Source organism: Pseudomonas sp. FEMGT703P, assembly GCF_002786345.1.
GTDB lineage: Bacteria > Pseudomonadota > Gammaproteobacteria > Pseudomonadales > Pseudomonadaceae > Aquipseudomonas > Aquipseudomonas peli.
In genome coordinates, this window is record NZ_PGCM01000001.1 from 117,267 (window position 1) to 138,160 (window position 20,894).

The 20,894-nt window shown below is 58.1% G+C and carries 22 protein-coding genes, 1 other RNA gene and 1 pseudogene; 13 read left to right on the plus strand and 11 right to left on the minus strand.

Features of this window, described 5'->3' with window-relative positions; all coding sequences use genetic code 11:
* On the plus strand, positions 1-816 hold the full coding sequence (locus CUR33_RS00485; protein ID WP_289238358.1) for an ion transporter: 816 nt from the start codon (positions 1-3) through the stop codon (positions 814-816).
* A gap of 302 nt (positions 817-1,118) precedes the next feature.
* Complete coding sequence (locus tag CUR33_RS00490; RefSeq protein ID WP_090256130.1) at positions 1,119-1,946, plus strand: metal-dependent hydrolase; 828 nt, start codon at positions 1,119-1,121, stop codon at positions 1,944-1,946.
* A gap of 23 nt (positions 1,947-1,969) precedes the next feature.
* Here the strand turns inward: CUR33_RS00490 and CUR33_RS00495 are convergent, their stop codons facing one another.
* Positions 1,970-3,535, minus strand: a complete 1,566-nt coding sequence (locus tag CUR33_RS00495) for a cation:proton antiporter family protein (RefSeq protein ID WP_289238359.1) — start codon at positions 3,533-3,535, stop codon at positions 1,970-1,972.
* A gap of 108 nt (positions 3,536-3,643) precedes the next feature.
* On the minus strand, positions 3,644-4,366 hold the full coding sequence (locus tag CUR33_RS00500) for a TetR family transcriptional regulator (RefSeq protein WP_289238360.1): 723 nt from the start codon (positions 4,364-4,366) through the stop codon (positions 3,644-3,646).
* 115 nt (positions 4,367-4,481) lie between these two features.
* Here CUR33_RS00500 and CUR33_RS00505 point away from each other — a divergent pair, with 115 nt between their 5' ends.
* From CUR33_RS00505 to CUR33_RS00530, 6 genes are all read left to right on the plus strand, one after another.
* The gene (locus CUR33_RS00505; RefSeq protein WP_289238361.1) at positions 4,482-6,035 is read left to right on the plus strand and encodes a flavin-containing monooxygenase; all 1,554 of its coding nucleotides are present in this window, start codon (positions 4,482-4,484) and stop codon (positions 6,033-6,035) included.
* Complete coding sequence (locus tag CUR33_RS00510) at positions 6,032-6,916, plus strand: SDR family NAD(P)-dependent oxidoreductase (protein WP_289238362.1); 885 nt, start codon at positions 6,032-6,034, stop codon at positions 6,914-6,916. The genes CUR33_RS00505 and CUR33_RS00510 overlap by 4 nt, the downstream gene beginning before the upstream one ends.
* A 176-nt stretch (positions 6,917-7,092) precedes the next feature.
* Entirely contained in the window at positions 7,093-7,542 is a 450-nt protein-coding gene (locus CUR33_RS00515) for a MarR family winged helix-turn-helix transcriptional regulator (protein WP_160088576.1), read from the plus strand.
* A 307-nt stretch (positions 7,543-7,849) separates the two neighbouring features.
* A complete protein-coding gene (locus tag CUR33_RS00520; RefSeq protein WP_262499001.1) occupies positions 7,850-7,978 on the plus strand; it encodes a hypothetical protein in 129 nt (42 codons plus the stop codon).
* A gap of 66 nt (positions 7,979-8,044) precedes the next feature.
* Positions 8,045-8,473 carry an organic hydroperoxide resistance protein gene (locus CUR33_RS00525; protein ID WP_090256124.1) on the plus strand — a complete coding sequence of 143 codons (429 nt, stop codon included), beginning with the start codon at positions 8,045-8,047 and terminating at the stop codon, positions 8,471-8,473.
* A 59-nt stretch (positions 8,474-8,532) separates the two neighbouring features.
* Positions 8,533-9,549, plus strand: a complete 1,017-nt coding sequence (locus tag CUR33_RS00530) for an alpha/beta hydrolase (RefSeq protein WP_289238363.1) — start codon at positions 8,533-8,535, stop codon at positions 9,547-9,549.
* Between the two features lie 30 nt (positions 9,550-9,579).
* Here CUR33_RS00530 and CUR33_RS00535 read toward each other — a convergent pair whose 3' ends face one another.
* Positions 9,580-9,882 (minus strand): putative quinol monooxygenase, encoded by a 303-nt coding sequence (locus CUR33_RS00535; RefSeq protein ID WP_289238364.1) that lies wholly within the window; start codon positions 9,880-9,882, stop codon positions 9,580-9,582.
* A gap of 25 nt (positions 9,883-9,907) precedes the next feature.
* The gene (locus CUR33_RS00540; RefSeq protein WP_289238365.1) at positions 9,908-10,645 is read right to left on the minus strand and encodes an SDR family oxidoreductase; all 738 of its coding nucleotides are present in this window, start codon (positions 10,643-10,645) and stop codon (positions 9,908-9,910) included.
* A gap of 300 nt (positions 10,646-10,945) precedes the next feature.
* Between CUR33_RS00540 and CUR33_RS00545 the strand changes: the two genes are divergently transcribed.
* Together CUR33_RS00545 and CUR33_RS00550 are read left to right on the plus strand one after the other, a co-directional pair.
* On the plus strand, positions 10,946-11,872 hold the full coding sequence (locus CUR33_RS00545) for an AraC family transcriptional regulator (protein ID WP_289238366.1): 927 nt from the start codon (positions 10,946-10,948) through the stop codon (positions 11,870-11,872).
* Between the two features lie 343 nt (positions 11,873-12,215).
* A complete protein-coding gene (locus CUR33_RS00550; protein ID WP_069516724.1) occupies positions 12,216-12,428 on the plus strand; it encodes a cold-shock protein in 213 nt (70 codons plus the stop codon).
* 75 nt (positions 12,429-12,503) lie between these two features.
* On the opposite strand, the gene CUR33_RS00555 is transcribed toward CUR33_RS00550, so the two are convergent.
* From CUR33_RS00555 to dnaX, 4 genes are all read right to left on the minus strand, one after another.
* Positions 12,504-13,652, minus strand: coding sequence for an acyl-CoA dehydrogenase family protein (locus CUR33_RS00555; protein ID WP_289238367.1), 1,149 nt, complete (start codon positions 13,650-13,652; stop codon positions 12,504-12,506).
* Positions 13,653-13,759: 107 nt separating this feature from the next.
* Positions 13,760-14,359: a recombination mediator RecR gene (gene recR, locus CUR33_RS00560; protein ID WP_289238368.1), complete on the minus strand. Its 600-nt coding sequence runs from the start codon at positions 14,357-14,359 to the stop codon at positions 13,760-13,762.
* 143 nt (positions 14,360-14,502) lie between these two features.
* On the minus strand, positions 14,503-14,829 hold the full coding sequence (locus CUR33_RS00565) for a YbaB/EbfC family nucleoid-associated protein (protein ID WP_090385942.1): 327 nt from the start codon (positions 14,827-14,829) through the stop codon (positions 14,503-14,505).
* An 18-nt stretch (positions 14,830-14,847) separates the two neighbouring features.
* Entirely contained in the window at positions 14,848-16,938 is a 2,091-nt protein-coding gene (gene dnaX, locus CUR33_RS00570) for a DNA polymerase III subunit gamma/tau (protein ID WP_289238369.1), read from the minus strand.
* A 461-nt stretch (positions 16,939-17,399) separates the two neighbouring features.
* On the opposite strand from dnaX, the gene CUR33_RS00575 reads away from it, so the two are divergent.
* Both CUR33_RS00575 and CUR33_RS00580 read left to right on the plus strand, forming a co-directional pair.
* Positions 17,400-17,621 (plus strand): hypothetical protein, encoded by a 222-nt coding sequence (locus CUR33_RS00575; protein ID WP_090256116.1) that lies wholly within the window; start codon positions 17,400-17,402, stop codon positions 17,619-17,621.
* Positions 17,622-17,691: 70 nt separating this feature from the next.
* Positions 17,692-17,979: a DUF3509 domain-containing protein gene (locus CUR33_RS00580; RefSeq protein WP_160088592.1), complete on the plus strand. Its 288-nt coding sequence runs from the start codon at positions 17,692-17,694 to the stop codon at positions 17,977-17,979.
* Positions 17,980-18,463: 484 nt separating this feature from the next.
* Here the strand turns inward: CUR33_RS00580 and ffs are convergent.
* The 3 genes and pseudogenes from ffs to CUR33_RS20630 all read right to left on the minus strand — a co-directional run.
* Positions 18,464-18,560: signal recognition particle sRNA small type (gene ffs / locus CUR33_RS00585), an RNA gene on the minus strand.
* Positions 18,561-18,664: 104 nt separating this feature from the next.
* Entirely contained in the window at positions 18,665-19,369 is a 705-nt protein-coding gene (locus tag CUR33_RS20625) for a methyl-accepting chemotaxis protein (protein ID WP_448703061.1), read from the minus strand.
* A 153-nt stretch (positions 19,370-19,522) separates the two neighbouring features.
* Positions 19,523-20,299: pseudogene (locus CUR33_RS20630) on the minus strand (MCP four helix bundle domain-containing protein); the annotation flags it as partial.
* Positions 20,300-20,442: 143 nt separating this feature from the next.
* On the opposite strand from CUR33_RS20630, the gene CUR33_RS00595 reads away from it, so the two are divergent.
* Positions 20,443-20,721, plus strand: a complete 279-nt coding sequence (locus CUR33_RS00595; protein ID WP_090256113.1) for an HU family DNA-binding protein — start codon at positions 20,443-20,445, stop codon at positions 20,719-20,721.
* The last annotated feature ends 173 nt before the right edge of the window (positions 20,722-20,894 follow it).

Consider the following 20,894-nt stretch of genomic DNA (forward strand, 5'->3'; position numbering starts at 1 on the left):
ATGAACGAAACACCCATGAACCCGCCATCCACTCATTGGCGTCTGCGCCTCGGCGCGCTGATGGAAAGCACAGCCATCACCCGCGTGGTCACCGCCCTGATCATTCTCAACGCCGCAATTCTCGGCATCCAGACCTACCCAGGCCTGATGGCCGAGTGGGGCGAATTGCTGCTGACGCTGGATCAGCTAATTCTCGCGGTGTTTATCCTGGAGCTGGCACTGCGCTTTATCGCCCGCGGCCTGGGCTTGCTGCGCGATCCGTGGGCGGTATTTGACTGCCTGGTGGTGGGCGTAGCCCTGGTGCCGTCCAGCGGTCCATTCGCCGTGCTGCGTGCGCTGCGCGTGTTGCGGGTGCTGCGGCTGATTTCGATCAACCCGAACATGCGCCGGGTGGTCGAAGCCCTGCTGTCCTCGCTGCCGGGCATGAGCAGCATAGCCATGCTGCTCGGCCTGGTGTTTTACGTGGCAGCGGTAATGGCCACGCAACTGTTCGGCGCGGCCTTCCCCGAATGGTTCGGCAGCCTCGGTGCCAGCCTCTATACCTTGTTCCAGGTGATGACCCTGGAAAGCTGGTCGATGGGTATCGTGCGCCCGGTGATGGAGCAGTTCCCGCTGGCGTGGATGTATTTCCTGCCGTTTATCCTGATTGCCACCTTTATGATGCTCAACCTGTTTATCGCCGTGGTGGTCAATGCCATGCAGACCACCCATGAGCAGGAAGCCAAACTCGCTCCGCCCTCGCCCACCGAGCAACTGCTGCTCGATGAACTGCGCGCCTTGCGCACTGAAGTTGCCGAGCTGCGCCAGCAACGCTGAAGCCAACTCAAGTATCAGTACTGCATCGCGCCGGCCTGGTGCGATGCAGCACTGGCATAGATCGTATCCCCCCACGCCCCTCTCCCTGCTAGCTCGCGCCCCTAAAGCGCCTGAGCCTGACGAACTGTCCGACAACTATCCATAAGTTGGCGCAATTCCAGCCGCCCTGGCCAGGAATGACCTCGCGCCTAAAACGCCCTCGGCTAAAGATTAATGACGGCCCAAGACAGCCCAGCCTGTCGTCCCAAGCCCTAAAACAAGAGCGGTCGCGAACGCGATCAATATGCCGAGGAGTCGCCCTTATGACAGCCAAAACCAGCACCCCAACCGCCAGCTTTCCCGTACGCCGCATGGACTTCACCTTCGATGAAAGCCAGAAGTTCTGGTTTGCCGGCGACCCATTCATGAGTCACTTCATGAACAACCTGTCGTCACTGTTTCCCTATGGCGAGAAGTTCTTTGTCGACAGCGTGCGTGCCGTGCGCGAGAAGGTCACCGAGCCGCAGCTGAAGAAGGACATCAGCGCGTTTATCGGCCAGGAAGCCATGCATTCGAAAGAGCACGCGGCTTATAACGACTACGCCGCCGAGCACAATATCGACCTGGAATTGCTGGAACTGCGCATCAAGGTGCTGCTGGAGTGGGTGACCAAGATCACCACCAAGAAGCAGCGGCTGGCCGCCACCTGTGCCTTGGAGCATTTCACCGCGACCATGGCCGAGCAACTGCTGCAACGCGAAGACCTGACTACCCAGATGAACGACCCCAAGCTCTATCAACTGTGGATGTGGCACGCGATTGAAGAGAACGAACACAAGGCGGTCTGCTACGACGTGTACCAGAAGGTCTACGGCGGCTACTTCACGCGCGTTGGCATGATGGCGATTTCCACCGTGATCTTCTTCGGCGTGATCGGTTGGTTCCAGCTGCACCTGCTGCGCAAGGACGGCCAACTATTCAACTGGCGCAGCTGGGGCAAAGGCCTGAAAACCCTGTTCGGCCCACGCAACGGCTTTTTGACCAAACTGATCCTGCCGTACCTGGACTACTACCGCCCGGGCTTCCATCCGCTGGACCACGACAGCAAAGCGCTGGAAAAACGCTGGCGTCAGCGTCTGGGCTTCAGCTAAGCCCAGCGTGCCGAGGCTGACCGCTAATTCGCGTCAGCCTCGGCGCGGCTTTTCAGCGTACGCAATACATGCTCAGCCAGGCCCGCACCCGCTTCGCTCATGGTCAAGTAAGTACGGTCGGCACCGGCCTGCTGAATGCGCATGGCAATATCCTCATACAGCGCGTGTGACACCACCAACCCGTTAAAGCCGCGCTCGCGCAGCTTCTGCGTGGCAATCACCTTGGCCTCTTCATCATTCAGCGCAAGGATCACAGCGTCGATATTGGGCATCTGCAGGTGCTGCCAGAACATCGGGTCCTCACCGTCGGCAAACAGCACGCTACGCCCCACCTTGTTGCTCTGCTCGATCACCACTGGGTCGGAATCCAGGCCCACCACCTGATAGCCCTTCTCCCGCAAGTAGTCATAGGCTGCACGTCCGGTACGCCCCATGCCCATTACCAGCACCTGGGAAAGGCCGAGAGAAACCGGCTGTTCATCCGGGTGACGGATATTGCGCTCCAGGGCAGTCAGACGTTTAGCCAGGCGCTCGTATAGCGGATGAACAACCCGATTGAGCGGCGCAGAAATCACAAAAGACAGCGCAACGGTAATCGCCAGGGGAATCATCCACTCCGGCAGTACCACGCTGGCCATGATCAGGCCGAACTCGCTGTAGTTGGTCAGGCTGACGCTGCTGAGAAAGGCACTGCGCGCGCGCAGGCGGAACAGCAGAAAGAGGAAGAAGAACAGCACACCTTTGAGCGGCAACAGCACGGCCATGACCAGGGCAAACTTCAAGGCAGCGGCATCCGGCAGGCCGCCAATGCCGATCTGCAGAAAGAAGCCGACCAGAAAGATTTCCTTAATGCCCCACAACGAGTTGGCCAGCTCGGTAGCGCGCTTGTGTTTGGCCAGCATGGCACCAAAGGCCAATGCGCCTAACTCGGAACTCAGCCCCAGTTGCTCGAAGCCGTAACCGCCCAGCACCAGCGCCAGCAACAGGCCGAGCAGCACCATCAGCTCCTCGTGACCGCTGACATCGAGCAGCTTAAACAGCAACGGCCGCAGCAGTGGCAAACCGAACAGCAGCAATGCCCAGGCCGACGGCACTTTGCCGCTGGCCAGGCTCATCACCACCAGGGCAATCAGGTCCTGGATGATCAACACGCCAATCGCCACCCGCCCGTGAAACGCGCGCAGCTCGCGCTTGCCCTCCAGCACCTTGGCCGCCAGCACCGTGCTGGAAAACGACAAGGCAATGGCCAGCAGCAATCCCTGATCCCAGGGTAGTTCCAGCAGCAACAGAATCGCCGGGAGGAAGATCAGACTGGAAATAGCGAAATGCAGCAGGCCGCCGCCGATCACCTCACGCCGCACCAGGTTGCCGATCTTCAGCTTGAGGCCCACGGTAAACAACAACAGCAGCACACCCAGGTGGGCGATGTGATCCAACGCTGCGCTGTCACGCGGGCCAACCCCGATATGCTCGCCAAAACCGGCTAGAGCAAAGCCAGCACCCAGGTAGCCCACTAGCGGCGGCAGACCAATACCTCGCGCCACCAGCCCCATGACAAAGGCAAAGGCAATCCAGGTGGCTTCAATCATAGGGGGTCCTTAATGGGGCAAACGACGAAACAGCGCGGTAGCACTATGCCGGCCTAGCATAACGCCCATAGATGGCGCCGCATTGACTCGCCTCAGTTGCGGCCGTATTTACTCAACCGGCAACTTCAACTGCCCCAGACTTTGCAACACGCTAGCGCCGGTAAACAGCATAACGATCTGCTCTTCAGCCAACGCGCAGATCGCCGCTTGCCGCTCGGGTTGGCCGATGTAGTCCAGCGACAGCTGGAACAGGTTGCGGCTGATCAGGTTCGACACCTGCCTTACCACTGCCGGGTTGACCATGTCCGGCAGCAGCTTGAAGGCGATGATGTCCTCGGCCATGTCCGCACCGAATTCATCCATCACTTCCTGCAGGGCCGCGCGCAGCACGGCCGAGGCACCATGCAGTTCGCGTACACCGATGATGAACGCCTCAGGGTTCTGCGCAACGAAATCGAAGAACAACTGCACGGTTTCATGGCACACACGCCGGCCGCGCTGCAGGTCAATGCCAAACAGGATTGGCGCGCTGGCCTGGGTCGATTGCACCGCTCGCTCGGCCGCTTCGCGACGCAGGGCGCGCAGCGGTTGGCGCAGCTGGGTGGAGATTTGTCGGATCACCGTCAGGCCCAGGTCATCAACATCCTTGAAGTGCCTATAGAAGGTATTGGGATTCAGCCCCGCCTCACGCGCCAACTCGCGCAAGCCCAGGTTGCTGAGGCTGCGACTGGTTGAGGTGAGACGTAACGCGGCCTCCAGTAACAGGGTCTTGCCGGGGGCCTCAGTGGCTTTTTCTGCGGCTGGCTGCTGCTCGCTGGCGTCTGCCTGCATGACGAACCCTACCTAAAAGTTGGCTTGTGAGATTGCTGCTTGCTGGCGAGTATACATTTGTCTACCTTGGTATACAGCTGTATACGCCAGCAATAAACATAACAGGAGCTTGGCAATGAATGCACCCGTCTCACCCCCTACTGCCACCCGCCACTGCAAGGTGGCCATTATCGGCACGGGCTTCTCTGGCCTGGGCATGGCCATCCGCCTGAAGCAGGCCGGTGAACATGACTTCCTGCTGTTCGAAAAAGAAGCCGGCGTCGGCGGTACCTGGCGGGTCAACAACTACCCGGGCTGCGGTTGTGACGTGCAATCGCACCTGTACTCCTTTTCGTTCGAGCAGAACCCCAACTGGACGCGTATGTTTGCCAAGCAGCCAGAAATCCAGGGTTACCTGGAAGGCTGCTGGAGCAAGTACCGCCTGCAGAACCACACCCAGCTGAACACGGAAATCACCCGCCTGGCCTGGGATGAACAGCAAGAGCTGTGGCAGATCAGCGACAGCGCCGGCAACAGCTATACCGCGCAGTTTGTGGTCTCCGGCATGGGTGCGTTGTCCACCCCATCGATTCCGGCGCTCAAGGGCCTGGGCGACTTCACCGGCAAGATCTTCCACTCGCAGCAGTGGGATCACAGCTATGACCTCACCGGCAAACGCATTGCGGTAATCGGCACCGGCGCCTCATCGATTCAGTTCGTGCCGCAGATCCAGAAGCAGGTCAGCCAGCTCGATCTTTACCAGCGCACCGCACCCTGGATCATGCCCAAGCCGGACCGCGCCATCAGCGAGCGCGAACGCAACCGTTTCAAACGCTTCCCGCTGCTGCAGAAACTCTGGCGCGGCGCTATCTATGCCCTGCTGGAAAGCCGGGTGATCGGCTTTGCCATGCTGCCAAAGGTGATGACCGTCGCGCAGAAAGTCGGCAAGTGGTACATCAACAAGCAGATCAAGGACCCGATCCTGCGCGCCAAGGTCACCCCGGATTACCTGATGGGCTGCAAGCGCGTACTGATCTCCAACGACTACTTCCCGGCGCTGACCCAGCCCAACGTTGATCTGATTACCGATGGCATCGAGGAAATTCGCAGCGGCAGCATCCGCACCGTGGACGGTAAAGAGCGCGAGATCGACGCGATCATCTTCGGCACCGGCTTCACCCCGAGCGACCCGCTACCGCGCGGCGTGGTTTTTGGTCGTGGTGGCGTCGACCTGCTCGACACCTGGCCAGAAGGCCCACAGGCTTACAAAGGCACTCTGACGGCCGGCTTCCCCAACCTGTTCTTCCTAATGGGGCCGAACACCGGCCTGGGCCACAACTCGATGGTCTATATGATCGAGTCGCAGATCCATTACGTGCTCGGTGCGCTCAAGCTGGTGGGTGAGCAAGAGTTGCAGAGCCTGGAAGTCAAACAGGCGGCGCAGGATAAATTCAACGGCAAGCTACAAGGCAGCCTGGGTAATACAGTATGGAATGCCGGCGGCTGCACCAGCTGGTACCTGCACCCGGTCAGCGGCCGCAACTGCACGGTATGGCCGGGCTTTACCTGGCGTTTCCGCTTGCTGACGCGCAACTTTGACCCAGCGGCCTATCATTTCAGCCGTAAACACGCGGCACACCCGGCGCAGAACAGCGCTATCCACTTGACTGCCCAGGAGGCCAGCGCATGAAGTCGTTTGAAAACAAGGTAGCCGCCATCACCGGCGCCGGTTCCGGCATCGGCCGTGCCCTGGCCTTCGGTCTGGCCCGCCAGGGTTGCCAACTGGCGCTCTCCGATGTAAATGCCGAGGGCCTGGCGGAAACCGCCGCCCAGGCGCGCAAGCTCGGTGTGCAGGTCAGCGAAACCCTGGTCAACGTCGCCGACCGCGAGGCCGTGCATGCCTGGGCCGATCAAGTAGTGAGCGAGTTCGGCCGGGTCAACGCGATCTTCAACAACGCCGGGGTAGCCCAGGGCGGCACCGTGGAAGGCAACGACTACGCCGACTACGAGTGGATCATGAACATCAACTTCTGGGGCGTGGTCAACGGCACCAAGGCCTTCCTGCCGCATATCAAGGCATCGGGCAGCGGCCATATCGTCAACGTGTCCAGCGTGTTCGGCCTGTTCGCTCAACCGGGTATGAGCGCCTACAACGCCAGCAAGTTCGCTGTGCGCGGCTTTACCGAGTCGCTGCGCCAGGAGCTGGACATGGCCGATTGCGGCGTATCGGCCAGCTGCGTGCACCCCGGCGGGATCAAGACCAACATCGCCAAAACCGCGCGGATGAACGCCAGCCTGAGCAGCGTTACCGGCCAGGATGCCGACAAGGCACGTCAGCAGTTCAACGACCAGTTGCTACGCACCACGCCGGAAAAAGCCGCCCAGGTGATTATCAACGGCGCACTGGCGAACAAGCGGCGCATCCTGATAGGCCCGGACGCCTACGCCCTGGATGGCATGCAACGCCTTTGGCCAGCGTTCTACCAACGCCTGGTAACCGCTTCCATGCGTCTGGCTGCCCGCTTTGCGCCGAAAGGCTCAAGCAAGAAAGTACAGGCTGTTGTGGAGTAACCGGCCAGCCCACAAGCCCCAGCGCCGCAGGTGTCTGGGGCTTTTTTATGCCTGGCATGCCTGGCAGCCACCCTGGCGTTTGCATGCGCGAGATGCACACCGCGTGCATTCAATTGGCATAACTGTAGTTAGCGCGATAAATTGTCAGCATCTGTCCTGTGCCGCTGGAGAACGCCATGACTACGCAAGACCCTTGCGCCGAACTGCTGCTCGACAACCAGCTGTGCTTCGCCCTGTATTCGACCTCGTTACTGCTGACCAAGGTCTACAAGCCACTGCTGCAGGAACTGGGCCTGACTTACCCGCAATACCTGGCGATGATGGTGCTCTGGGAAGGCGATGGCATCACCGTGGGCGATATCAGCAGCCGCCTGCTGACCGACCCTGGCTCCGTCACCCCGCTGCTCAAACGCCTGGAAGCCGAAGGTCTGCTCAAGCGCACTCGCAGCAGTGTCGACGAGCGTGTGGTTGAGTTGTTCCTCACCGATAAAGGCCGCGCCCTGCGCGAACAGGCCAAAAGCATCCCCAGCTGCATCCTCACCGCCACCCAGCAATCCGCCGCTGAACTTGGCGCCCTCAAGGCTGAGCTAGTCGCCTTGCGTAGCAGCCTGCAACAAGCCGTGTAAGTACCTGGGCGACAGGCTTGTCGCCCGCCTCGTCGTCCACATCGCACCACTCTTACCCGTCACTCCCCCGCTCAACTCAACAATTTCGTCCTGCCGCAGCTCTCGAAAAATCGCGCAACCGCCCGCCATTCCTCGCTTATTCCTAGACACAGCAGTGCTTATCGCAAAATGTTCAAATATATATCTTGCGCGCTAAATTAATGATCACTAAAGTTAAGCCCATCGAACTACTTAGCGCGCAAAACTTTAGTGCTAATAAACGAATTACTGACCAACCAAACAACCCAGCAGCTTGAGGAGAACCGTTATGCAAACCCTGATCACATTCACCATCGCCATCACGCTCTCCGCTGCCGTACTGGCGGACCACAGCCAGAAGCAGCAACAGGATGGCAAAGGCCTGTACCCAGAATGGCTGATCAACCACGACGGCTGATCAACCACAGATACCGCAACACCTGTAACGCGTACCAACCCAAACTGACTTTAAAGGATTACCACCATGTCGATTCAAACCATTGCTTACCGTGCCTATGCAGAAGCCACCGGCGGCCGTGACGGCCGTGCCATATCCTCCGACGGCGTACTCGACGTCGCCCTGACCACCCCGAAAGAACTTGGCGGTGCCGGCGGTGCGGGCACTAACCCTGAGCAGCTGTTCGCTGCGGGCTACTCGGCCTGTTTTATCGGCGCGATGAAGTTCGTCGCGGGCCGCGACAAGCTGGCAATGCCCGCAGACGCCTCGATTGAAGGTGTCGTAGGAATCGGCGCGATTCCCAACGGTTTCGGCATCGAAGTCGAACTGCGCATCAGCCTGCCGGGCATGGACCGTGAGCAAGCGCAGACCCTGATCGAGCGTGCGCACATCGTCTGCCCTTACTCCAATGCTACCCGCGGCAATATCGACGTCACCCTGACGCTGCTCGACTAAGCCCAAACTACCCACTACCCGGCCGCTGCCAGTCAGCGGCCCGCCCCAGGAGGCCGCACATGAACATCAAACAAGGTTTGTCGATCGCCATACTCGCCCTTGCCGTCAACAGCGCGTTTGCCGCTGGTAGCCCCGGGGTGGAGCGTACTACTCAAGGTTTCCTCAATGCCCTCGCCGCTGGCGGTGGCAAGCCCCTCGAACAGCTGAGCCCGAAAGATGCCCGCGCCGTATTGGTCGGCGCGCAGGCCGGGGTCAAGGTCGATGTATCGGACATCAAGGTGGTCGACAAGACCATTGAGGTTGATGGCCAGTCGATCCAGCTCAAAGTTGTGCGCCCAGCCGATGCCAAAGGCGAGCTGCCGGTGTTTATGTTCTTCCACGGCGGCGGCTGGGTGCTGGGCGACTACCCGACCCACGAACGCCTGATCCATGACCTGGTGGTGGGCTCTGGCGCGGCGGCGGTGTATGTCGATTACACCCCATCACCGGAAGCCAAGTACCCGACCGCGATCAACCAGGCCTACGCCGCAACCCAATGGGTGGCGCAGAACGGCGCGCAGATTGGTGTCGACGGCAAGCGTCTGGCAGTGGCCGGCAACAGTGTGGGCGGCAATATGGCTGCAGTCGTCAGCCTGATGGCCAAAGACAAAGGCACCCCAGCGATCAAATTCCAGCTGCTGATGTGGCCGGTCACCGACGCCAACTTCAACAACGCCTCCTATAACCAGTTCGCCGACGGTCACTTCCTCAGCAAGAGCCTGATGCAGTGGTTCTGGGATAACTACACCACCGATCCAAAACAGCGCGCCGAAATCTACGCTTCGCCGCTGCAGGCATCGGTGGAGCAATTGAAAGGCTTGCCGTCAGCCTTGGTGCAGACCGCCGAGTTCGACGTACTTCGTGATGAAGGTGAAGCCTATGCGCGCAAGCTGGATGCGGCGGGGGTCAACGTCACCTCAGTGCGCTACAACGGCATGATCCATGACTTTGGTTTGCTCAACGTGATCAGCCAGATACCCGGCACGCAAAGCGCCATGCAGCAAGCCGCCGCCGCGCTGAAAGCCAACCTCAAGTAACCCGCGTTACAACAAAACGCCCCGACACGCTTAGCGTGCCGGGGCGTTCTGCTGTTCAAGCGGCTGGCATTGCAGGCTACGCAGCAGGCCTTGCTGCAAAGCCTGGTCGAGCACCTGCTGCAACAGCGGCGCGGCGAAAAATGCCTGCAACGCCCCCGTCGATTGCCAGCGACTCTGCAGCAGCCACTGCGCCGCATCATCCGGCAGCTGCTGCACCTCAACACCCAGACAACCGTGAAGGGTCTGCAGGGATTCACCCAAGCCATGCAGACACAACCCCAACTGCTCGGTGCGTCCCGCCCTGGCATGCAGCACTGCGCTATGACTTAGCATCGGCTCGCTCTCCAGAGATATAGGCTCAATAAGGGCTGGCCGTCGGCCGCACGATCAGCTCGCTGACATCAACATCCGCTGGCTGCTCGACCGCATAGGCGATGGCGCGAGCAATCGCGTCCGGGGTGATGGCGACCTTGCGGAACGCCTTCATCGCCTCACGGCTCGACTCATCGGAAATGCTCTCGGCCAGCTCCGATTCGACCACGCCCGGCGATACCAGGGTCACGCGAATATCGCCGCCCACCTCCTGGCGCAAACCTTCGGAAATGGCACGCACCGCGTACTTGGTTGCGCAATACACCGCACCGGTCGGCACCACGCTGTAGGCACCGATGGAGGCGATATTGACGAACTGGCCGCTGCGCTGACGCTGCATTACCGGTAACGCAGCGGCGATGCCGTGCAGCACGCCACGGATATTCACGTCGATCATGCGGTTCCACTCGTCGACCTTCAGCACATCCAGGCGCGACAGCGGCATCACCCCGGCGTTGTTGATCAGCACATCGACGCGGCCGTACTGCGCCAGGGCGGCATCGACAAATGCCTGGGTGTCGGCCTGGCTGGTTACGTCCAGGCGACGATAATCAGCATTACCGCCCGCCTCGCGGATCTCGCCCACCAACTGCTCCAGACGCTCGGTACGCCGCGCGCCGAGCAACAGTCGCGCGCCCTTCTCGGCCAGCAAGCGCGCACAGGCCTCGCCGATACCGCTGCTGGCGCCGGTGATCAGAATGACTTTGTCTTGGATATTCAACATGGCCGAATCCTCTGCTGGTAAGCGGCAAGGATTGCCGCGACAGCAACAGATTCCGTCAGATGGCGTGCTCAGGGCTAGACGATTTCTGGCGAATTATTGCCTAAACCTGCAACACTCAAAATTTATAAAAATCACCCTGCGAAACATACGATCAGTTCAGAGCTGCACTGCTCGCCTTTAAAACAGGGTTTATTGCCTATTGCTGGTGAATTATTGCCTGATCCTGCAACGCATTCTGGGCAACGCTGACTTGCCTGAAAAACCGGGATAACCTGCAAGCCAGCAGCAGGAGCCACGCCCATGACATCTTCCCTCAGCCACTCAGTCCTCGACGACAACCTGGCGCTGCGCCAAGCCGAACTGGCCGCGCTGATCCAACGGCAGTGCCCGGCTGACGGCCTGCATAGCAGCGCCATTGCCGGCCTCGACCTAGCCTGCGCAACCCAGCCCAGCCTGCCCATACCGACGCTTTACCGGCCATGCCTGTGCATCATTGCCCAGGGCCGCAAGGATGTGCGCCTCGGCGATGAGCAGTACACCTACGACCCGCTGAACTACCTGGTGGCCTCCGTCACCCTGCCAGTTACCGGCCAGGTGATCGGCGCAACCCCCGAGCAACCTTATCTAAGCCTGCGTTTGGATATTGATCCGGCGCTGATCACCAGCCTGATCGCCGACATCGGCCCCATTGGCGTGCCTAAACCTGGCCCACGTCGGGCGCTGTATCTGGATCGTTTGGATACTCAATTGCTCGACGCGGTATTGCGCCTACTGCGGCTGCTGGAAACCCCGCGCGATATCGCCATGCTTGCGCCGCTGGCCTTGCGCGAAATTTTCTACCGACTGCTGCACAGCCCACAAGGTCATCGCCTGCACGAAATTGCCATTGCCGACAGCCAGGGCCAACGCATCAACCGCGCAATCGAATGGCTGAATTTGTATTTCGACCAACCCCTGCGCATCGAGGACCTGGCCCGCGAAGTCAACCTCAGCACCTCAACCCTGCATCACCGTTTCAAGGCCGTCACGGCTCTCAGCCCCCTGCAGTATCAGAAACAGCTACGCCTGCAGGAAGCGCGGCGCCTGATGCTCTGCGAAGGACTAGAGGCTGCTTCAGCCAGTTATCGCGTCGGCTATGAAAGCCCCTCGCAGTTCAGCCGCGAATACAGCCGCTTGTTCGGCGCGCCACCGCTGCGCGATCTGGCCCGCTTACGCAGCTCGGCATAGCAGGGCTAAAAAATCTCTGACAGCAGCTCGAAAAAAACGCCCCGACGCTTTTCAAGAGCACCGAGGCGTTTTACTGGGGCCAAGTTAGCGCTTAAGCAGGCAGAACTGGCCAGAATTCATTATCGGCAACAACATCAGGCAGACGCAAAAACGCCCTGCAGCCCAGGCTAATGGGGACTTTTCAGCTTATGAGCTGAGAAAAATATGAATAATTAACGTTAAACCCAACACTTCCTGTGAAAACGGCCTATTATGGCTGAGCTGACTTGTAGTTATCAGCAAAACCGCATAGGTGCTATGAGCACTCTGGCACCGCACTTCGTATCGAATTAAGAGACACACCATGGCAAATCGCGAAACTGGCACCGTCAAATGGTTCAACGATGAGAAAGGCTTCGGCTTCATTACCCCAACTAATGGCGGCGATGACCTCTTCGTTCACTTTAAAGCCATCCAAAGCGACGGTTTCAAAAGCCTGAAAGAAGGCCAGACTGTTACCTACGTGGCCGCCCGCGGTCAGAAAGGCATGCAAGCTGAAGAGGTACAGGTGGCCTAAGCCCCTGTCCTGCTTTAAAACAAACCCCGCGCTCGCGGGGTTTGTTTTATCTGACGGTTGTAAAACCTGCCTTATCTATAAGCCCATCTGCTTGCTGATGATCTCGTTCATGATTTCACGCGAGCCACCGCCAATCGACAGAATGCGGTTATCACGGTAAAGCCGCTCCACCAGGCTTTCGCGCATATACCCCATACCCCCCATGATCTGCACCGCATCGTAGGTCAGTCGATCGGCAATATCAGTGGCAAAATTCTTGGCCATGGATATCTCCTTGATCACGCTTTTACCTGCCGCCATCTTCGCCGCTTGCCGATAGGTAAAGTCGCGCGACACTTCAAGCTGGGTCGCCATCTCCGCAAGACGATGCTTGAGCACCTGGAACTTGCCAATAGGTTTACCGAACGCCTCGCGCTCCTTGGCCCACTTCATCGACTCTTCAAGTGCCAGCTGCGCCGTCATATTGGCCATGATCGCCAGCGATAGCCGCTCGCTCTGGAAATTGGCCATGATGCAGGCAAAGCCCATGTTCTCGGCGCCGATCAGATTGCCTACCGGCACCCTGCAATCATCGAAGAACAACTCCGCCGTATCCGATGCCCACCAGCCCATCTTCTTCAGCTTGCACCCTACGGTGAAGCCAGGCGTGCCCTTCTCCACCAGCAACAGGCTGACACCACCAAAACCATCACCTCCGGTGCGCACGGCAACCGTGTAGTAATCCGCGCGCACGCCGCTGGTGATAAAGGTTTTACTGCCGCTAACGCGGTAGAAATCGCCATCCCGTACCGCACGGGTTTTCAGATTAGCCACATCCGAGCCACCGGATGGCTCAGTCACCGCAAGCGCCATGATTTTTTCACCGGCCAGGACCTGCGGCACGATGCGCTCGCGCAGCTCCGGCTTGGCCCACTTCACCACAGGCGGCAAACCAATATCCAGGGACCCGAGCCCCGCCACCAAGCCGCCAGAGCCTGAGCGCATCAACTCCTCGCTGGCCGCGACCTTGGCAAAGACATCACCCTCATGGCTGCCACCAAACGCTTCCGGGTAGCCAATACCGAGAATCCCCGCAGCCCCCGCCTTGAGGTAGAGCTCGCGAGGAAACTCCTCGGCTTCTTCCCAATCATTGATGTGCGGCAGAATTTCGCGCTCGACAAAGCGCCTGACAGAATCACGCACCAACTGGTGGGATTCATCGAAATATTCCTGGAAGACAGACATGAGGTATTCCCACTGAGGTTTCAGGGAAATTACCAAGCGCTTGCTTGGTTTACAAGAAGAGGATTACGCCATGCGCAAGGGCAATCAAGCCGCCTGCCACCAGGAACCTACAGCTGGATAGGCCTACGCCCAGCAATCGAATGCGCCAGGGTGCCACCGTCCACTAACTCGAGCTCGCCGCCCAGCGGCATGCCATGGGCAATGCGCGAGGCAATCAGGCCTTTGCCTGCCAACAGCTGGGCGATGTAATGCGCCGTGGCCTCACCTTCCACCGTCGGATTGGTTGCCAGAATCACTTCGGTGAAACTACCCGCAGCAATCCGCGCTAGCAGCTCGGGGATACCAATCGCCTCCGGACCAAGACCGTCGAGCGGCGACAGGTGACCCTTGAGCACAAAGTAGCGCCCGCGAAACCCGGTGTGCTCAACCGCATAAACATCCATCGGCCCCTCAACCACGCACAGCAGGCTGTCATCGCGCCGCGGGTCCAGACACAGCTGACACACCTCGTCCTCACTCAGGCTCCGGCATTGCTTGCAATGCCCAACCCCTTCCATCGCTTGCGTAAGCGCCTGGGCCAGGCGCAAGGCCCCGGAGCGATCACGCTCAAGCATCTGCAAGGCCATACGCTGAGCAGTCTTCTGCCCAACGCCGGGAAGAATGCGCAGTGAATCGATCAGGTGGCGGATCAGCGGACTGAAGCTCATGGGAAATACTCGATGACTACTAACGCTTACCAGCAAAGCCCTACAGGGCTATTGAGCCATGACAGATCAAGGCTCAGGCAGGTGTGAGCTGAGGATACCCACACCTGTTTGCAGCGCAGCCATGTGCGCTGACCCGATGCTTTTTAGAACGGCATTTTGAAGCCAGGCGGCAACTGCATGCCGGCAGTCATACCGGACATCTTGTCCTGGCTGTTCTGCTCAACCTTGCGCACGGCATCGTTTACCGCAGCGGCGATCAGGTCTTCGAGGATTTCCTTGTCTTCCTGCATCAGGCTGTCATCCAGGCTGACACGCTTGACGTCGTGACGCCCAGTCATGACCACGCTGACCAGCCCAGCACCGGATTGACCGGTTACCTCGGCGTTCGCCAGCTCTTCCTGCATCTTCTGCATTTTTTCCTGCATCTGCTGGGCCTGCTTCATCAGGCCGGCCATGCCACCTTTCATCATGGTGTAAGTCCTCGGTAATTAGGGGTTAACGGGTGTATCCAGGGGTTCAATGCTGTCCGCGCGGATAACCGCGGCGAACTGCTGAATCATTTGTTGAATAACCGGGTCCTGGTGGATCGAAGCCTCGGCCTCGCGCTGGCGATTGGCTCGCTTACTCGCCGCCGCCTGCGCTGGCGTCTCCTGCTCAGGCTTGCATAACTCAATCAACACCTTGAGTTCGCGCCCGTGAAACTGATTGAGCGCATCATTCAGGCGCCGCTGCTGGGTGAGGTTGAACAGCGCCGAATGCGCAGGATCCAGGTGCAGCAACCAGTTATCGCCCTCAGCACTTATCAAGGTGCAATTGGCGCCGATGCTAGCGGTCATCCCGGACAAGCCGAGCTTCGGGAACAGCTCCAACCAGTCGGCCGCCAGTCCTGTCGCCGGTTGCGCCGCAGGCAAGATCTCAGGCTCGGCAGATGCGGCACGCTCTACTGTATCAAAATCATAATCAAACGACTCTGCATCCATCTCAACATAGTCGTAGTCGCCCAGCGGCGGCTCATCATCATCCATATCGGCGGACAGAGCCGGCTGCTCAATCAATTGCGGTTCAAGCACTGCCGCTTGCGGCGGCTCGGTAGCTAGCGTGACGGACTCAGCTACAGCAACGACATGCTCTGCGACTTCTATAACATGCTCAGACATTTGAGCTGCCGGCAGATTCACCTGCTCTTCCCAGGGCAGATCCACCACAGGAGCGGGTGCTACAGGGGCAGTTGTCGCTTCAGTCGGCGAAGGCTGCGCAACGGGCTCGTTGACCACTTCCGGCGCGGGCGGCAGGACTGCCACAGCAGCTTCAGGCGCAGCTACCGGCACTACAGCTACAACTTCAACTATAGGAGTGGGCGGCGCAGGCGGAACCGCAACAGGAATGCTCACCGGTGACGGGATAGCCGCACCGGCCACTGGGTTGGTCGCGGGATCAGCAGTGGCCTGGCTAATCCCCAGCGGCTTTAGCGCCACCCTCGGTGCATCATGGGTATCCGCCGGGCGGAATGCCAACATACGCAACAGCACCATCTCAAAGCCGCTACGCGGGTCGGGCGACAACGGTAAATCGCGCCGCCCGATCAAGCCCATCTGATAATAGAACTGCACGTCTTCGCTGGGCAGAACCCGAGCCAACTCAAGCACGCGCTCGCGATCACCTTGACCGTTATCCACCGCCTCAGGCAGCGCCTGAGCAATAGCAACCCTGTGCAGCACATTGAGCATCTCGGACAACACACCATTCCAGTCCGGGCCCTGCTCCGCCAGATGACGCACAGCCTCAATCAAAGCGCGCGCATCGCCATCCAGCAGGGCGTGCAGCACACCGTAAACCTGGCCATGGTCAAGCGTACCAAGCATGGCGCGCACATCGGCGGCCAACACTTTGCCTTCACCAAATGCAATGGCCTGGTCTGTCAGGCTCATGGCATCGCGCATCGAGCCATCGGCCGCGCGGCCGAGCAACCAGAGCGCGTCATTCTCGAACGGGATATTCTCTGCCGCCAGAACATGAGTGAGGTGGTCAACCACACGCTCTGGAGGCATATTTTTCAGCGAAAACTGCAGGCAACGCGATAACACGGTAACCGGCAGCTTCTGCGGATCAGTAGTCGCCAGGAGGAATTTAACGTGGGGAGGCGGCTCTTCCAGGGTTTTCAACAGCGCGTTAAAAGAGCTAGTGGAAAGCATGTGTACTTCGTCGATCAAGTAGACCTTAAAGCGGCCGCGGCTCGGCGAATACTGCACGTTGTCGAGCAACTCGCGAGTGTCTTCAACCTTGGTACGGCTGGCAGCATCGACTTCGATCAAGTCGATAAAACGCCCCTCATCAATCTCTTTGCAAATCGAGCAAACACCGCAAGGGGTCGAGCTGATGCCGGTCTCGCAATTCAGGCACTTGGCAATAATCCGCGCAATCGTGGTCTTGCCCACACCACGGGTGCCCGTGAACAAATAGGCATGGTGCAGTCGTTGGCTGTCGAGCGCATTGATCAGCGCCTTGAGCACATGCGTCTGGCCAACCATTTCGTTGAACGAGCGCGGACGCCACTTGCGTGCAAGAACCTGATAACTCATCGAAACCCGTCACGAGAGGAAAGCAAAAGTGGGGCTAATCCTAACGGAGCATGGGGCAAATTGCATCCGATGCGCAGCCCACGAATGGCCAGCTTGCGGCATTACCTACAAATAAACTGGCGAAAAAATAACCAGACAGGTATCATCCGCCCCGTTAGTACCACGCTGTAAGTCAATCAGGCCTTTTGGCCCCCTAGATGGTTTCCAGGTAAGAGCGCATCGCCTCAAGGCAATGCCGCACAGCTCTAACCCATATCCCAACCTGCTGACTGATCTGGCCGTCCCGCGCAAGCGCTGACTCAAGCCCGCCTCCGACGTACCGACCCGCACAACGTCTCCGCTGTGGAACTTGTGTGCGCAGTCCAGCTCCTATCTACATATGCAATCGACTACTTACGTCGACAGCCTGGAGCTTTATTTAGCGCAATGACGCGCCTGTTGTTTTAGGAAGTACCCAAAAAATGAATACCCAACACCAAATTCAGGATGCTATTCGCACCCTATCGAGTGCATTTGCACCTTTTGACTGCCGCATCCTAGCCGCCCGCAAAGGTAGCTTCAGCTTTACCATCGTCAACGATGCAGGCATTGCCAAGCACAGTCAGCGCCTCTACCCCGGCCAGTACAGTGGCGCACACTTGGAACAAGTCATCGAGCGCGCCCGACAGTCACTGACTGCTTGATTAGCAAGATTCACGAACCATCGAGCATCTCAGGGGTCAGAAGTGATCACCCTCTGGATGGAGCATGGTCATGGACAAGATTAACCGCGAACTCGTTGAGCAACTGTTTACCCCGCTGCGCGCCATATTCAGCCCTCCCCGCCCAGACGGTGGGGTTGTGCTCTCTTTGCTGGATGCAAACGAAGCCACTGCATACAGCCGTGTGCTGAGCGCAGCCCAACTGACCGACACGCAAGCGTTCGCTCAAAGCCTTGAAGATATTCGCCTAGAGCTTGCAATGCGCTCGGGCAGCATTCCTGCAGACATGCGTAAAGCATTAAAGGAACAGGACAGCGTACTTAGCTACCACACACACTAAAAGCTCTTTGTGCCCTACTTTCAGTAGGGCCTCCAACGCCTGCATTACCGGGGCCCTCTGAGTGGTTTCAGGAAGCGGTGCAAATGGAACCGCAGCCAAAGACTCCAATTGCTCCTGACGCAACCAGGAAGCCCAGATAGCGAGCCTTTTCCCTCCAGACTCACACTCGCCACGCAGGCGCCCAACCGACGGCTTAATGCCTTGGAATGCTTCGGTGAAAAGCCGCTGAACTTGCAGCAAAAGCTCGCGCCCACGGATCAACGCTTCGCGCCTACAGCGGGCCTGGGGGAAAACACCGAATTTCCCTGCGATGAGACAACGGACAAAAGACGTCAAGCACCACAGATCGGATGTAATAGACCGAGTGGAGTGAAAATAGAAGATAAGAAGGGATGCTGGACATTGGTTGTATCACCCCTTGTACCACCGCGTGGTTTGGAGTGAGAAACCTTTACGAATCAACCAGTTTAGTAACTGGAGGCAACCCCACCAGCCACACCTCGGCACACAATGTCACCGCTGCGGCTGCTCCCTTCCAGGCCTGACCGGGTTCACGGCTGATCGTTGCGAGGGGACCGGCAGGGCCACCATAACATAGCTCGACTGAAGCGAGCCGCGCCATTGTACTGGCTTGAGTTGAAGTTACAACCGTTTCAAGCACTTAGACCATTAAAATGCACGTGACTTAGACACGAAACCGACCAACCAGCTTACTCAAACCATGCGACAGCTCAGATAGTCGCTGACTGGCTTCTGCACTCTGCTCAGAGGTTTGAGCCGCCTCATTCGACAGGTCTCGGATGTCACTGATATTGCGCGCAATCTCTTCAGTAACACTACTCTGCTCTTCACAGGCAGTAGCGATTTGTGCAGTCATATCATTGATGCGCTGAACAGAATTACTGGTATCAGTCAGCGCCTGATCCACCCCAGCTGCCTGCTCAACACTTTGCCTTGCCTTACTGCTCCCGGAGTGGGTGGCCTTAACCGCATTTTGCACGCCGATTTGAAGGCGCTCGATCATTACCTGGATGTCCTTAGTAGACTCCTGCGTACGCGCCGCTAATGCACGCACCTCATCAGCAACAACCGCAAAACCTCGCCCCTGCTCTCCAGCGCGCGCAGCTTCTATGGCCGCATTGAGGGCTAACAAATTGGTTTGCTCTGCAATACCTCGAATAACAGCCAATACAGCACCGATATTTGATGCCTCTTGCTCAAGCGCCTGAATGGTCAACGACGCACTTTCCACCTCTTGCGCGAGCTGGCGAATTGAGTTGATCGTAGCACCGACCACTTCTGCACCCTCGCGTGACTGAACCTCCGCACCACGCGCAGCATCAGCTGCATTTTGCGCATTACGAGCTACTTCATTCACGGCTGAGCTCATCTCGGTTGCAGCTGTGCTGACCTGATCGACTGCAGCATGCTCACTACTAATCAACCGATCATTGGCTGCAGCTAATCCAGCAAGATTCTGCGCAGAGCTTTCAACCTCACCGGTAACCCTTCCCACCTCTTTGATTAGCGGTTGTAACTTATCAAGAAAGCGATTGAATGCGTGACTCAGCTTACCGAGCTCATCACTCGACAAAACATCCAGGCGCACTCGGAGATCACCATCGCCATCAGCAATCTGCTCGATACGATTCAAAAGTTTGTGCAGCGGCCCAGTGACCAGAATTGGAAAGCCCACCACCAGCACCAGACAGACCCCTAAACCGATAGCAATAATGACGCCCTGCTGCCAGCTTAATGTCTCGCCCAATCTGATAGCGGCAAGCCCTTCAGCATTAGCCGCTGCATCATCCATTTCACCCAGCTTATCAATAGCTGTACGCATCGATTCAAACTGCTCTTCACTGCCGCCAAAACTCAACTCGCTGGCAGCTTGAGGGTCACTGGTTGCTAACTGCAGTACCTTTTGAGACGTGGCCTTCCATTGCTCGAAACCCTTATCAAACTCTGCAACCAATTGCATCGCCTCTCGACCCGGCTGCATATCTGCGAATTTATGTACGCGCTCGTAAGCCTGCTGGATATTTTCTGAGTGCGATGCAGTCAAAGCCTCAGCATGCGCTCCCGCCCCCTCATCAAGTAAGCTGCGCTCAGCAACAAAGGCTTGATAAAGATCGCGATCGGCATTTAGAAGCAGGCTGATACCTGGCAAAAAACGATTAGTCAGTTTCGTGCTTGAATCTGCAACCTGGGTAATCCCCCGCATTCCCAAGGCGCCCATCGAAACCAACAAAATCGCCAGCAACATAATCGGTAGGGCAATCTTCCAACGAAACCCTAAATTCGCGAAGGCACGAAGCATGCTGGTTCTCCAAGAGAATTGCCAAGTAGCATCAGCATAGACTACCAGCGCTAGATCGGATAAGGCGCCAGTTTCACTTCAACGACCTATGCCGCACCGCGATACGATCTAAATCGCTATCTATACAACCAAGGAGCAGAACCATGGCTATAACCAAAGAACAGCTAATCAGCGACATTGCCGAGGCCATAGACACACCGAAAAGCACCGTGCGCGCAGCACTGGAGCAGTTAAGTGAAATTGTTAGCGACGCACTGGAGAACAGTGACGAAATCACACTACCGGGTATCGGTAAGCTAAAAGTGAGTGAGCGCCCCGCTCGCACCGGCCGCAACCCTCAAACGGGACAAACCTTGCAAATCGCAGCAAAAAAAGTCGTTAAGTTTGTACCGGCAAAAGCGCTGAGTGACGCCATCAATTGAAGGGCAAGGTGCGCTCGAAGAGCGCACCTTGAGTTTCGTACATATTGCTCATGACCATACGCCCTGTTTAGTTGCCTATCAAAGGCTGAGCTGGGCATGGTTTGTTTTCGCGCCACAAAGTAAAACCCCCGATCGTTTTCACGATCGGGGGTTTTGGTATAGGTGCTTGACGA

Bases quoted from the DNA above. Each gene is read 5' to 3' on its own strand.
- CUR33_RS00595 (WP_090256113.1), top strand. From the start codon at position 20,443: ATGGCTATAACCAAAGAACAGCTAATCAGCGACATTGCCGAGGCCATA.
- CUR33_RS00495 (WP_289238359.1), bottom strand. From the start codon at position 3,535: ATGATTGAAGCCACCTGGATTGCCTTTGCCTTTGTCATGGGGCTGGTG.
- CUR33_RS00485 (WP_289238358.1), top strand. From the start codon at position 1: ATGAACGAAACACCCATGAACCCGCCATCCACTCATTGGCGTCTGCGC.
- CUR33_RS00510 (WP_289238362.1), top strand. From the start codon at position 6,032: ATGAAGTCGTTTGAAAACAAGGTAGCCGCCATCACCGGCGCCGGTTCC.
- dnaX (WP_289238369.1), bottom strand. From the start codon at position 16,938: ATGAGTTATCAGGTTCTTGCACGCAAGTGGCGTCCGCGCTCGTTCAAC.
- CUR33_RS00580 (WP_160088592.1), top strand. From the start codon at position 17,692: ATGGACAAGATTAACCGCGAACTCGTTGAGCAACTGTTTACCCCGCTG.
- CUR33_RS00520 (WP_262499001.1), top strand. From the start codon at position 7,850: ATGCAAACCCTGATCACATTCACCATCGCCATCACGCTCTCCGCTGCC.
- CUR33_RS00525 (WP_090256124.1), top strand. From the start codon at position 8,045: ATGTCGATTCAAACCATTGCTTACCGTGCCTATGCAGAAGCCACCGGC.
- CUR33_RS00490 (WP_090256130.1), top strand. From the start codon at position 1,119: ATGACAGCCAAAACCAGCACCCCAACCGCCAGCTTTCCCGTACGCCGC.
- CUR33_RS00565 (WP_090385942.1), bottom strand. From the start codon at position 14,829: ATGATGAAAGGTGGCATGGCCGGCCTGATGAAGCAGGCCCAGCAGATG.
- CUR33_RS00575 (WP_090256116.1), top strand. From the start codon at position 17,400: ATGAATACCCAACACCAAATTCAGGATGCTATTCGCACCCTATCGAGT.
- recR (WP_289238368.1), bottom strand. From the start codon at position 14,359: ATGAGCTTCAGTCCGCTGATCCGCCACCTGATCGATTCACTGCGCATT.
- CUR33_RS00550 (WP_069516724.1), top strand. From the start codon at position 12,216: ATGGCAAATCGCGAAACTGGCACCGTCAAATGGTTCAACGATGAGAAA.
- CUR33_RS00535 (WP_289238364.1), bottom strand. From the start codon at position 9,882: ATGCTAAGTCATAGCGCAGTGCTGCATGCCAGGGCGGGACGCACCGAG.
- CUR33_RS00515 (WP_160088576.1), top strand. From the start codon at position 7,093: ATGACTACGCAAGACCCTTGCGCCGAACTGCTGCTCGACAACCAGCTG.
- CUR33_RS00505 (WP_289238361.1), top strand. From the start codon at position 4,482: ATGAATGCACCCGTCTCACCCCCTACTGCCACCCGCCACTGCAAGGTG.
- CUR33_RS00500 (WP_289238360.1), bottom strand. From the start codon at position 4,366: ATGCAGGCAGACGCCAGCGAGCAGCAGCCAGCCGCAGAAAAAGCCACT.
- CUR33_RS00555 (WP_289238367.1), bottom strand. From the start codon at position 13,652: ATGTCTGTCTTCCAGGAATATTTCGATGAATCCCACCAGTTGGTGCGT.
- CUR33_RS00530 (WP_289238363.1), top strand. From the start codon at position 8,533: ATGAACATCAAACAAGGTTTGTCGATCGCCATACTCGCCCTTGCCGTC.
- CUR33_RS20625 (WP_448703061.1), bottom strand. From the start codon at position 19,369: ATGAGCTCAGCCGTGAATGAAGTAGCTCGTAATGCGCAAAATGCAGCT.
- CUR33_RS00540 (WP_289238365.1), bottom strand. From the start codon at position 10,645: ATGTTGAATATCCAAGACAAAGTCATTCTGATCACCGGCGCCAGCAGC.
- CUR33_RS00545 (WP_289238366.1), top strand. From the start codon at position 10,946: ATGACATCTTCCCTCAGCCACTCAGTCCTCGACGACAACCTGGCGCTG.